Origin of the sequence: Paenibacillus sp. PastF-3 (assembly GCF_029893135.1) — a bacterium.
Classification (GTDB): Bacteria; Bacillota; Bacilli; order Paenibacillales; family Paenibacillaceae; genus Paenibacillus_AQ; species Paenibacillus_AQ nitricinens.
Window position 1 is genome coordinate 1 of record NZ_JARXWM010000012.1, and the last position, 12299, is coordinate 12299.

Annotated in this window: 9 protein-coding genes; 1 reads left to right on the plus strand and 8 read right to left on the minus strand. The window is 42.5% G+C overall.

Annotated elements, in window-relative coordinates; genetic code table 11:
• Nucleotides 1-312 precede the first annotated feature (312 nt).
• A complete protein-coding gene (locus tag M2444_RS21625; protein WP_280788005.1) occupies nucleotides 313-1410 on the minus strand; it encodes an HD-GYP domain-containing protein in 1098 nt (365 codons plus the stop codon).
• A 268-nt stretch (nucleotides 1411-1678) separates the two neighbouring features.
• The gene (gene gyrA, locus M2444_RS21630) at nucleotides 1679-4219 is read right to left on the minus strand and encodes a DNA gyrase subunit A (RefSeq protein WP_094874790.1); all 2541 of its coding nucleotides are present in this window, start codon (nucleotides 4217-4219) and stop codon (nucleotides 1679-1681) included.
• Between the two features lie 355 nt (nucleotides 4220-4574).
• Here gyrA and M2444_RS21635 point away from each other — a divergent pair, with 355 nt between their 5' ends.
• The gene (locus M2444_RS21635; protein WP_094874789.1) at nucleotides 4575-5450 is read left to right on the plus strand and encodes a YheC/YheD family protein; all 876 of its coding nucleotides are present in this window, start codon (nucleotides 4575-4577) and stop codon (nucleotides 5448-5450) included.
• Nucleotides 5451-5571: 121 nt separating this feature from the next.
• Here the strand turns inward: M2444_RS21635 and gyrB are convergent, their stop codons facing one another.
• The 6 genes from gyrB to dnaA form a co-directional block, all read right to left on the minus strand.
• Nucleotides 5572-7482 (minus strand): DNA topoisomerase (ATP-hydrolyzing) subunit B, encoded by a 1911-nt coding sequence (gyrB, locus tag M2444_RS21640; protein WP_094869718.1) that lies wholly within the window; start codon nucleotides 7480-7482, stop codon nucleotides 5572-5574.
• A 47-nt stretch (nucleotides 7483-7529) separates the two neighbouring features.
• Nucleotides 7530-7778, minus strand: coding sequence for an extracellular matrix regulator RemB (gene remB, locus M2444_RS21645; protein ID WP_036677731.1), 249 nt, complete (start codon nucleotides 7776-7778; stop codon nucleotides 7530-7532).
• Nucleotides 7779-7794: 16 nt separating this feature from the next.
• Nucleotides 7795-8913 carry a DNA replication/repair protein RecF gene (recF, locus tag M2444_RS21650; RefSeq protein WP_042123050.1) on the minus strand — a complete coding sequence of 373 codons (1119 nt, stop codon included), beginning with the start codon at nucleotides 8911-8913 and terminating at the stop codon, nucleotides 7795-7797.
• A 20-nt stretch (nucleotides 8914-8933) separates the two neighbouring features.
• On the minus strand, nucleotides 8934-9164 hold the full coding sequence (yaaA, locus tag M2444_RS21655) for a S4 domain-containing protein YaaA (RefSeq protein WP_042123047.1): 231 nt from the start codon (nucleotides 9162-9164) through the stop codon (nucleotides 8934-8936).
• A gap of 48 nt (nucleotides 9165-9212) precedes the next feature.
• Nucleotides 9213-10355 carry a DNA polymerase III subunit beta gene (dnaN, locus tag M2444_RS21660; protein ID WP_094869719.1) on the minus strand — a complete coding sequence of 381 codons (1143 nt, stop codon included), beginning with the start codon at nucleotides 10353-10355 and terminating at the stop codon, nucleotides 9213-9215.
• Between the two features lie 198 nt (nucleotides 10356-10553).
• Nucleotides 10554-11900, minus strand: coding sequence for a chromosomal replication initiator protein DnaA (dnaA, locus tag M2444_RS21665; protein WP_042183777.1), 1347 nt, complete (start codon nucleotides 11898-11900; stop codon nucleotides 10554-10556).
• Nucleotides 11901-12299: the final 399 nt, after the last annotated feature.

Here is a 12299-nt window from a genome sequence, read left to right on the forward strand (position 1 = left end):
ATTTCCTACTCACTCGTTGTTCAGTTTTCAAAGATCAAGTTCTCGTTGGCGCCGTTTAATGTCTCAGCAGCAACTCTTATACTATATCATGTCCGGCTATTTAATGTCAAGCTCTTTTTTTTTAACTTCTTTTTCGAGCTCGGCATGTGTATTTCTTGGCCGGACTTAGAATATATCATGTATAGAGATTCATTGCAACACTTTTTTCAAAATAATCTATAAATAAGAGACTGTACTATCAATCACCCTTTATATATTGGTGTATACCTGTTAGCACAGTCTCATTTATGGAGTCTCTTAATACTTCTTTCTCTAAGCAATGATCTCCTGAATATACAAATCTCGCTCCAACATTAGGTTAACAATCGTACCCTCTACCTTAATCATAGGACGTGTTGGATTAGCACGGTCAGTAAATATGATCTCTCCATGACGTCCATCGCTCAGACGTATTCTGGTTCCATTAAACAAATCTGTACTCTTCTGTATAAAGGTCTGTACAACAACTGGGTCAAGCTTACCGAAGCTTTCTGTCATTATCTGCTCTAACACTAAATAAGGAGACTGTGCTTTTCTATAAGCCCTTTCTAGAGTCATAGCATGGAATATATCTGCTACCGCTACTACTTTAGCGTAAAAATGAATCTGGCTACCTTCTAGCTTAAGTGGGTAACCAGACCCATCGACCTTCTCATGATGCTGCAATGCCGTTAGTCTTACCCCTTCATTAATCGCTGTGACATTACGCAGTAATTGATAGCCATATGTAGTATGTCTGCGAACCTCTTCTATTTCGGCACTATTAAGTGATTCCGGCTTATGTAAAAGAGAACTATCTACTTTCGCGTTTCCGATGTCATGTAGTAATCCAGCAAAAGCGATCTGCATCCAATCCTTTTGCGGATACCCGCACCACTGAGCGATCTTATAGGATGTTAACGCGGACAGCACGGCATTGTGATAGTTGTAATCCTCGTCTTTTAGCGTACGTGGAGAAAACTTCAACACATGATAATCCTTTAAATGACTAATTAGTAACTCTAACTGACTCCGCAACTCAAAAATAGGAAGTGAGGCTGCCGTTACCGAACGATAGCTGGTTCTAATAAGTGCGATCATTTTTTCATATTCATCATGTAGTGGGGAATTGTTCTTGATCAGCATCGATTCATTTATAATCGCTCCAGCTTTAAGTGCTGTCTGCTTGGCGTTTTTTTTGACAGCATCAGAGTTGGCCTCTCCCTGAACACCTTCGATCTCCACTTGCCCAACCAAAAAAGCTTCTAAAATTTCTAGATCACGGGGAAGTAGTATTTTTCCCTTAGTGAACAAAATTCCCCCCAGAGGTGTAGTTACATCTTTGGTTATCTTTGAGCCTGCTTTAACTTCTCCAGCCAACACACTTGGCATATACTCAGCCCCTTAATTTCTATAACAATAAGCTCAGGATTACCGAAATCTAATATGACAGATAATTTCTGAGAAAATAGTACTTTATATACTGATTTATACTCTATCGGCTAATTATAGTACGGATAAAAGGAAGCGACTAGTGAAATGAAAACTATTCTTATAAAAATTCTCATTAAATTTCATTAAATAACTTGCTATTAATTAATCACAGCAAAAAGAGCAAGGGACTCTGTAATAGAATCCCTTGCTCTTTATTGAATATAACCTACTCTAAGTTATCTTCTTGATCCTCAGCGATAGTTTCCGGTTGATCAATATCACCAGATTCATCTACTGTTACTTGTTCCTCGAGGCCTTCCATCTCTTCAGACATTTCGTCCTCTTCGTTCTTATCCGCTCTACACAGGGTAGCCACAGCATCATCCTCGCGGATGTTAATTAGCTTAACCCCTTGCGCATAACGGCCCATAGTAGAAATTCCATCCATGCTGGTACGGATCAAGGTACCGCTTGTAGTAATGATCATTAAGTCTTCGTCGTCTCTAACAACCTTAAGACCAACTACAGGGCCATTCTTCTCTGTGAGATTAATGGTCTTGATCCCTTTACCGCCACGAGTCTGAGAACGATAATCACCAGCTGGGGTCCGTTTACCATAACCCTTGCTAGTAACAATCAGGACCTCAAGCTCCTTATCAACACAGTCCATACCGATGACATGGTCATTACTGTCAAGCGTAATGCCCTTCACGCCAGTCGCGCTACGGCCCATAGAACGAACATCATTCTCTGAGAACGTAATCGACATTCCGCGAGCTGTACCGATAATAAGATTCTGCTGACCATCTGTCAGCTTAACCTCAATTAGGGAATCCTCTTCACGAAGATTAATAGCGATAAGTCCGCCCTTGCGGATGTTATTGTAATCCTCAAGTGGCGTCTTCTTCACGATACCTTCGCGGGTAGCAAAGAACAAGTACTTGTCACTATCGCTCTCTTCCACTTGGATTACGGCACTAATCTTCTCACCTTGTTCAATTTGAATCAGGTTGATGATTGGTGTCCCACGTGCAGTACGACCCAGCTCTGGGATCTCATAAGCCTTAATCCGGTACACCTTACCCTTATCGGTAAAGAACATCAGATAGTTATGAGAGTTACTCACGAAGAGATGCTCCACAAAATCCTGGTCCTTGGTGTCCATTCCTATAACTCCGCGCCCTCCGCGCTTCTGGCTGCGGTAGGTGCTGACAGGTAGACGTTTGATGTATCCCGTATGTGTAATAGTGATAACAACCTCTTCACGCGGAATAAGGTCTTCATCCAGGATACTTTCTTCACCAACCGTAATCTCTGTCCGGCGATCATCAGAATATCTATCACGAATATCCTGCAGCTCGTTGCTGATGATTTCCAGTACAAGATGCTCATTCGCCAAAATTTCACGGTACTCTGCGATTTTAGCGAGCAATTCGTTATATTCATTCTCGATCTTTTCCCGTTCCAGACCGGTCAGACGTTGCATCCGCATATCGAGGATTGCTTGAGCCTGTTCTATACTGAGGCTAAAGGTACTCATTAATCCATCACGGGCGATATCCGTTGTCCGTGACGCGCGAATTAACGCAATAACTTCATCCAGATGATCCAGCGCAATACGCAGACCTTCTAAAATATGAGCGCGTGCTTCAGCTTTTTTAAGATCAAATATTGTACGACGACGGATAACTTCAATCTGGTGCTGCAAATAATGATAGAGCACATCACGCAGATTAAGAATTTTCGGCTCGTTGTTTACAATGGCAAGCATGTTGATCCCAAATGTGGATTGCATAGAAGTATGTTTATATAGATTGTTCAACACAACATTTGGATTCACATCGCGTCTCATCTCAACAACTACACGCATACCGTTACGGTCAGACTCATCTCGAAGATCTGTTATACCCTCGATCCGTTTCTCACGTACTAATTCTGCAATTTTCTCAACCAATCTTGCCTTGTTCACCTGATATGGCAGCTCATGTACAATGATGCGTGCCTTACCGTTGTTTTCTTCAATCGTTGCCTTAGCACGCATGGTCACTGAACCACGCCCTGTACGATAAGCTTGACGAATGCCCTCACGACCCAAGATATATCCAGCCGTAGGGAAATCAGGGCCTTGGATATACTCCATCAATTCCATAGGTGTGATATCAGGATTCTTAATCATCGCCTGCACACCATCGATAACTTCGCCTAGGTTATGCGGTGGAATATTAGTAGCCATACCTACAGCTATACCAGATACCCCATTCACGAGCAGGTTCGGATAGCGAGCTGGTAATACAACTGGCTCATTCTCTTCACCATCATAGTTGGGTGCGAAATCTACTGTTTCTTTGTTCAAATCTCGAAGCATTTCGCCTGCAATCTTGGAAAGACGGGCTTCTGTATAACGCATCGCTGCAGCCATATCACCATCGATCGAACCAAAGTTCCCGTGACCGTCCACAAGCATATAGCGCATAGAGAAATCCTGAGCCATCCGTACCATTGTTTCATAGACAGCTGAGTCACCGTGAGGGTGGTACTTACCGATAACCTCACCGACGATTCTTGCCGATTTCTTATGAGGCTTATCCGCAGACATTCCAAGTTCCGACATCGCAAACAAAATGCGTCGGTGAACCGGCTTGAGTCCGTCCCGCACATCTGGCAAAGCCCGGCTAACAATGATGCTCATTGCGTAATCCATAAAGGATTCACGCATTTCCACGCCAATGTCCCGATCTTTGACTTGTGGGTTATTTTGTTCAGCCATGAGTTGCTGGACCTCCTTCAGTTAAAAAACCGCTACCCTTAATTATATTACTTTCACAAAAGTAGCACAATTAAACATGATAGCCTTTTATCTTCTAATATTGATTTCTTTTGCGCTGATTAGGGTATTCGCCCTTTCCGCAAATGTCTTTAGTACATAGACTGTAAAGACAAGAAACACGGTTTTATTATCCTAGTATCGTTCGATAAGGCATAACCCCATATCCTTATATTATACCATTGTTTAGGTAGCTTGTCCTGATTTTCAGCTGCCAAAGATTATGCTTCCACAGCAAGTTTTGTACAAGGGAATTCAAATGAGCAATTGCTGCACAAAATTGTTAAGGAGGAAGATAATGAAGATTCAACGTGTCCCAAGTAAATGGGCTAAAACAAAAGTTATCCTTCAAAATCAATCTCTATCTCTATATGTGCCTGATACCCGTAAATACGATTTAAGTGTTCTTAAAGAAATGCTTGCGTTATATGCTATGGTCTATATAAAACCTGATCGCGGAAGCTTTGGTATTGGTGTAATGAGAGCTGAGCAGCGTACGGTGATTTTAAGTCCTAGCCAGCAAAAGACTGAAATAAATGTCACCGCCGATAACGAGGAGAGACAACAGCAAGAAGCACAGGTCCTATATATTCTAAGATATGCAAAGATGGCAGAAGTTTTCTTCTCCCCCGAAGAGCTGCATGAGGCCTTACAGAAACGAATTCAGAACCGTACCTACCTCGTCCAAAAAGGAATTGATCTCCTGCGTCACCAAGATCGTCCCTTCGACCTTCGAGTTCTTGCCCAAAAGACTCCATCAGGTGCATGGGAAACAACAGGAATGCTCGGAAGAGTAGCTGCCCCTCAGAAAATTGTCACCAATTATCATAGTGGAGGCAGTATTCAGTCAGTAAATACATTATTAAAAAATCATATGAACCCTTCTGAAACACTCTCCACGATTAATCAATTAAAATCTTTAGGCGTACAAATTGCAGGCCAATTGGAAACTACCTATCCAGGAATTAAAGAAATTGGTCTGGATATTGCCATGGATCAGCATATGGATATGTGGCTGCTTGAGGTCAACACGCTTCCATCTATTGTTGTATTCAAGTTATTTCCTGATAAATCTATCTATCGTAGAATACACCGCTATGCTGTAGCATACGGACGTGTAAAAGCTAGAAAATCGCCATATACTACCCGCAATAGACAATATAATAAAGCCTAAAAAACCGGATCTGAAAACAAAAAACCTCCAGCATTCTCATTCCATTAGGAACAGAAGCCGGAGGTTTTATTAAAATATAAGAAAGTATAAGTTTCACTTTATACATTATCCTTATATTTTCTTACACATCAAGGTATCTGACACTCTTCGCATGCTCATGGATAAAGTCACGTCTTGGTTCAACATTATCGCCCATCAGCGTATCAAAGATACTATCAGCAAGCATCGCATCTTCAATCGTTACTTGTAGCATCATACGAGCCTCAGGATCCATCGTCGTGTCCCACAGCTGGGTAGCATTCATTTCACCCAAACCTTTGTAGCGCTGGACATTGACCTTAACATTCTCACCAAAAGAGGCGATAATCTCATCGCGTTCCTTCTCGCTGCCTGCATAACGGATCACTTTGTTGCGTTCTATCTTGAACAAAGGCGGTTGTGCGATATAGATATAACCTGCATCTACCAGCTTCCGCATGTAACGGTAGAAGAATGTTAACAACAGAGTTCTAATATGAGCTCCATCGACGTCGGCATCCGTCATAATAACGACTTTATGGTAACGAGCCTTCGATAGGTCAAAATCTTCACTGATTCCTGTACCAAGAGCAGTAATAATAGCCCGGATCTCGGCGTTGGATAAAATACGGTCTAAGCGTGCCTTTTCTACGTTTAGAATCTTACCACGCAGCGGTAGAATCGCTTGGAAATGACGATCCCGGCCCTGCTTGGCCGATCCACCCGCAGAGTCACCTTCGACGATATACAGTTCGCTGATAGACGCATCCTTGGATGAACAGTCCGCAAGTTTACCAGGTAGTGCACTGACTTCAAGCGCACTCTTACGGCGGGTTAACTCACGAGCCTTACGAGCGGCTTCTCGTGCACGTGAAGCTGAAAGCGACTTCTCAAGGACACGGCGTGATACTGCCGGATTCTCTTCCAGGAATTCCTGTAATTTCTCTCCGAACAGTGATTCTACTATTCCACGGACTTCACTATTTCCGAGCTTAGTCTTCGTTTGACCTTCGAACTGCGGCTCTGGAATTTTGACAGAAATAATGGCTGTCAATCCTTCACGCACGTCGTCGCCAGTCAGGTTTGAATTACCATCCTTCAGCACACCGGCTTTACGGGCGTAATCGTTGATGATACGTGTTAGAGCACTTTTGAAGCCGGATTCATGCGTTCCGCCCTCATGGGTATTAATATTATTCGCAAAAGAGTAGATGTTCTCTGTATACGAATCATTATATTGGAGAGCTACTTCAACCTGAATCATATCCCGTGAGCCTTCCACGTAGATTGGATCCTCGTGCAGCGCTTCTTTTTTCTCATTCAGATATTTCACATATTCAACGATACCGCCCTCGTATTTGAACACGTTGGTGACATCGGTCCGCTCATCATGGAGTGAAAGCTCAATTCCTTTGTTAAGAAAAGCTAGCTCCCGAATACGAGTAAGCAGTGTCGCATATTCAAAGACCGTGGTTTCAGTAAAGATCTCAGGATCCGGATGGAAAGTTGTAGTCGTACCTGTCTCGTCCGTATCTCCAACAACTTTAATCTCATACTGTGGTGCACCACGTCTGTATTCCTGCTGATAAATATGCCCATCACGCTTAACATTAACAACAACCTTCTCAGACAAGGCATTTACTACGGAGATACCCACACCGTGTAAGCCGCCTGATACTTTATATCCGCCGCCGCCGAATTTACCGCCTGCATGCAGTACTGTCATTACAACTTCAAGCGTCGACTTTTTAAGTTTTTCATTTTCACCTACAGGTATGCCACGTCCATTATCGATAACAGTAATCCCGTTATCCTCATGAATAATCACTTGAATCCGGTCACAATAACCTGCTAGGGCCTCATCGATACTATTATCTACGACCTCCCACACCAAGTGATGGAGACCTTTAGAACTAGTGGAACCAATATACATGCCCGGACGTTTCCGGACAGCTTCTAGCCCTTCCAGTACCTGAATCTGGCTCTCATCATATGTCGGTTGATTCATTGACATGCCTTCACCTACTTCTTTCAGATTATCTCTTTGTTACTAAACGTAAGTTATATTTCGAGCAAAATTTTGGCTCTTTTTTTGAGAGTGGAGGAGGAAATGGGGGAGTAATACACGATATTTTTAGTTACGACAATAGATTTTGCTTCCTCTTCACCAATCCGCTCAAGCTTCTTGTCCTGCTCAGAGTGAATGACGAATTGCTTAGACACCTTGGAAGATTTCTCAATCGAAATATCAAATATTGCAATTAACTCCGAAGAGCGAATAATCTTCTCCCCGCCCAAATGAATATACATGATCTTCCTCCGCTCTTTATAACTCCACTTTTCCATCATGAACATGATATAGGCTGGCGCCCTTTAATTTATCGGCATTCAGACCCTCAATCCCAGTAGCGGTAATGAATGTCTGTACCTTGCTTTGAAAGGTTTCAATAAGCTGGGTCTGTCGGTAAGGATCAAGCTCGGATAAAACATCATCAAGAAGCAGCACAGGATATTCTCCGATTTCTTCATGGATCAGCTCGATTTCCGCCAGCTTGAGCGATAAAGCCGTTGTACGCTGCTGTCCCTGAGAACCGTAGACCTGAGCTTCCCTTCCGTTGATAAAAAAGGACAGGTCATCCCGATGGGGACCCGTCAGCGTCATGCCGCGCCTGATTTCTTGTTCTCTCGTTTGTGATAACTTTAACATAAAATTGTCTAATAAGACAGCTTCATCTTCCTCATCCCGATCGCCGAAAGAGGGGACATAGAGCAATTTCAGTTCTTCTCCGCCGTTCGTAATCCCCCGGTGTATGCTTTCAGCCCATATTTGCAGCTTCTTTATGAATTGTTTCCTTTTTTTTACGATTTTAACACCGTGCTCCACAAGTTGAGCATCCCAGATTTCCAAAAGGTCTTTTCCCGCTGCCTCTTTTCCCCACAACTGCTTTAGCAAATTGCCCCTTTGTAAGAGGATTTTTTGATACTGCTGGAGGTGAAAGAGATAACTAGGCTGGACTTGGCCAATCTCCATATCGAGAAAACGCCGTCTGATCCCAGGTGTGCCTTTTACGATCTCTAAATCTTCCGGTGCGAACATGACCACATTGAGTGATCCCACAAACTCACTAAGACGTCGTTGTTCTAAACCGTTAATCTTAGCTTTTTTACCTTTGGCAGATAGGGTGAGCTCTAGCTTGAGATCGCCGTACTTACGTTCTACCTCAGCAATGATCTGAGCAGCGTCTCCAGGGGCATCGAATGAGATAAGTTCGCGATCCTTCGAGGTGCGGTGGCTTTTGGTCATCGCCAGGACGAACAATGCCTCCATGAGGTTTGTTTTGCCTTGGGCGTTCTGACCCAGAATCAGATTCACATCGCCCAGGCTCTCCAGACGCAGCAGCCCGTAATTTCGATAATGCTGCAGACCGATATTTTTAACAAACACGAAATGGTTCCTCCCCTAGCCTACTCCTCTTTAACTCCTCCGCCTTCAACCTGAAATGTGCCGTTATCCTGCACTTCAATTTGATCACCCGGATAAAGCTTTCTTCCACGCCGTTCCTCTACTTCTCCGTTAACCAGCACATGTCCTTCTTGCAATAAAGCTTTAGCCATTCCACCTGTGGATACACAATCGGAAAGTTTCAGGAATTGATCTAGCTTGATATATCCACTGTGGATAAGTATTTTTTTCATGATTTTTATCCTTTCAGCCACTTATCCACATGTTCATGAATGTTGGCATTAATTTGTTGTACGGTAAGGCAAAATGATATACAAGCTATTGGTTTGATCGAGTGGCTTCAAAATGATCGGACTCATCATCCCTGTGAAGGCTATAACAAGCTGCTCACTCTCAATAACTTTTAGGACATCGAGCATATATTTGGAGTTGAAAGATATTTTGAGTGGTTCACCTTTGAAATCAATGACTTCAAGTTCCTCACGAACTTTACCAAGCTCGGAAGAGCTAGAAGAAATTTCAATGCCGCCTTGATCAAGTGTCTGCATGCGCACAATATTCGTTTTTTCTTCACGGGACAGCAAATAAGCACGATCAATTGATTCACTTAATTTTTTTGTGTCCAAAGTTAGTTCTGTTTTGTAGGTTGTTGGAATAATTCTAGAAGTATCCGGATAAATTCCATCGAGGATCCGTGAATAGAACAGAACTTTGTCGAGTTTAAAAAGAACTTGATTGTCCGCAACGACAATATCAACGAGCATATTTTGATCAGGGATAATTTTGCTTAGCTCATTAAGGGTTTTACCAGCGATTACGATATTGGCAAATTGAACATTCTCCGTACCTTCTAGTCTTGCTGCTCTTGTAGCTAAGCGGTGACGGTCAGTCGCTGTAAACTTAAATTCATTATCGGCCAGATTCCACAGTATACCTGTTAAAATCGGAGTTGTCTCTTGGGTAGAAATAGAAAAAGCAGTTTGTTTAATCATATTTTTCAGCAAATCACCTGGTATAGAGATAGTTTCGTTCTCCTCAATACTCGGTAGCACCGGGAATTCTTCAGGGTCTAAACCTACAATCTGAATCTCAGTGGATCCAGAAGAAATATATGTTTGGAATCCTTCTTTAACTTCCATGTGAATCTCTTTGGAGGGCAGCTTCTTAATAATCTCTACGAAAAATTTAGCGGGAAGAACAACACTTCCGGGCTGATCTATTTTCACGATCGTATGGCTGTCATTCTCTGCTGGAATAAACGATTGGATGGAAATATCGGTGTCGCTTGCAGTTAATGTGACGCCTTGATGGCTAACTTCCAGCTTAATACCGGTCAGAATAGGGATGGTTGTTCTACTGGAGATTGCTTTGGATACGTGTTGAATGGATTCGTTGAGTTCATTTTTAAGAATGCTTATTTTCATGATTTCACTCCTAGCTGAAAAATTGGGAATTTCGTTGTATTTTGTTGCTCGTTATTACGCGTCTTTACATGATGAATTATTATAGTTATTTAATAGTATTAGTAGTAGGGGCGTCTAATATGTGGATAACCCTATCAAATAGCATAAAATTAAGCCTACCCACATGTGTATAGATTGTGTATAGGCTCTTTGTTCCTCTTAGGAAGGATTTTTAATTTTCTCCGCAAGATTATTTACCACTTTGTACAACTCCTGATCGACCTTTAATGACTGTGTAATTTTATCATGCGCGTGAATTACGGTCGTATGGTCACGTCCTCCGAACGCCTCACCAATCTTAGGGAGCGAATAATCCGTTAGTTCACGGGAGAGATACATTGCGATTTGACGTGGAAACGCTACGGCTTTTGTACGTTTTCGTGCTTTGAAGTCTTCAAGGCGCAAATTGTAGTATTCACCGACTTTTTGCTGAATATCAGCGATGGTAATCATTTTTGGGCGGCTGGAAGGAATGATATCCTTGAGTGCTTCAGCTGCCAAATGTGTGGTTACATCCTGGTTGGTTAGCGAAGAGTAAGCAACAACCCGGATTAATGCACCCTCAAGCTCACGAATATTGGTATCAATCTGATTAGCAATATACATCATGGCCTCATTAGGGATATCAAGGTTCTCTGCCTTCGCCTTTTTGCGCAAAATCGCAATTCGGGTTTCTAGATCGGGTGGTTGAATATCCGTAATCAAGCCCCACTCGAACCGTGAACGCAGCCGTTCTTCCAGTGTGGGAATTTCCTTTGGCGGTCGGTCGCTGGAGATGATAATTTGCTTGCGTTCTTCGTGGAGCGCATTGAACGTATGAAAAAATTCCTCCTGCGTGGACTCTTTTCCGGCGAGGAATTGAATATCGTCAATAAGCAAAATGTCAACGTTACGATACTTATTGCGGAAGCTTTCACCGCGGTTATCACGGATCGAATTGATAAATTCATTCGTGAATTTCTCTGATGAGATGTAAATAACCTTGTTATTCGGGTTATGTTCTAGAACATAGTGCCCAATGGCATGCATTAAATGGGTTTTGCCCAGACCTACACCACCATATAAAAACAAGGGATTGTATGCTTTGGCCGGCGCTTCGGCTACTGCCAGTGAGGCCGCATGCGCAAAACGGTTGCCGGAGCCGATTACAAAAGTGTCAAAAGTGTACTTGGGATTGAGGAGATGCGTTTGCGCTTCTTCTCGTGATACTACGGGAGTGGGGGCGGATTGTTGAACCACAAGCTCAGGCGGCTTGCTTTCTTCAATCACGAATTTTACATCCACTTGTTTCCCAGTGACTTCGTAGACCGTTGCTCCTACTAGTTTGGTGTAGCGACTTTCCAGCCATTCTACTGCGAACGTTGTAGGTGCCGAGATAATGAGAACCTGGGAGTTGAAGGTTATCGCTTTAGTAGCCTTAAACCAGGTATCAAAGCTCGGCTTGCTTAATTTGGTTTGAATAATCGATAAAATTTGCTGCCATAATTCGGAAGTATGGCTGTCCACAGACTGTCACTCCTTTAAATCTTCCAAATGTGGCATCAGCCATGAAGTGGAAATGTCGAAGAAAATAGGTTGGTGCTGATATTTATCCCCAGTAGGCAATATGAAGAGACAAAAAAATATGGATAAATTTGATTTGTTCACAACTTTATCCACAGCTTGTTGATAATTAAGAGAACAAACAAATCTATTCACATTCAAAAGTAATACCATCATAGCAAAACGCCCCTTATTTTTCAATGAGCAGGGCTATTTTATCCACAAATTCAAGCACTTGTGTACAATTATTAAGAACACCACTACATATTGTTGATAATTTGTTTACGGTTCGACAACTTACGCCAAAGCTTCGATAATTTTATACACAGGTTGTGCTCATCTGTGAGTAGTCGACTTTATTTT

Excerpts from the sequence above, each read along its gene's own strand:
- dnaN (WP_094869719.1), bottom strand. The coding sequence starts at position 10,355 with ATGAAAATAAGCATTCTTAAAAATGAACTCAACGAATCCATTCAACAC.
- gyrA (WP_094874790.1), bottom strand. The coding sequence starts at position 4,219 with ATGGCTGAACAAAATAACCCACAAGTCAAAGATCGGGACATTGGCGTG.
- M2444_RS21635 (WP_094874789.1), top strand. The coding sequence starts at position 4,575 with ATGAAGATTCAACGTGTCCCAAGTAAATGGGCTAAAACAAAAGTTATC.
- yaaA (WP_042123047.1), bottom strand. The coding sequence starts at position 9,164 with ATGAAAAAAATACTTATCCACAGTGGATATATCAAGCTAGATCAATTC.
- remB (WP_036677731.1), bottom strand. The coding sequence starts at position 7,778 with ATGTATATTCATTTGGGCGGGGAGAAGATTATTCGCTCTTCGGAGTTA.
- M2444_RS21625 (WP_280788005.1), bottom strand. The coding sequence starts at position 1,410 with ATGCCAAGTGTGTTGGCTGGAGAAGTTAAAGCAGGCTCAAAGATAACC.
- gyrB (WP_094869718.1), bottom strand. The coding sequence starts at position 7,482 with ATGTCAATGAATCAACCGACATATGATGAGAGCCAGATTCAGGTACTG.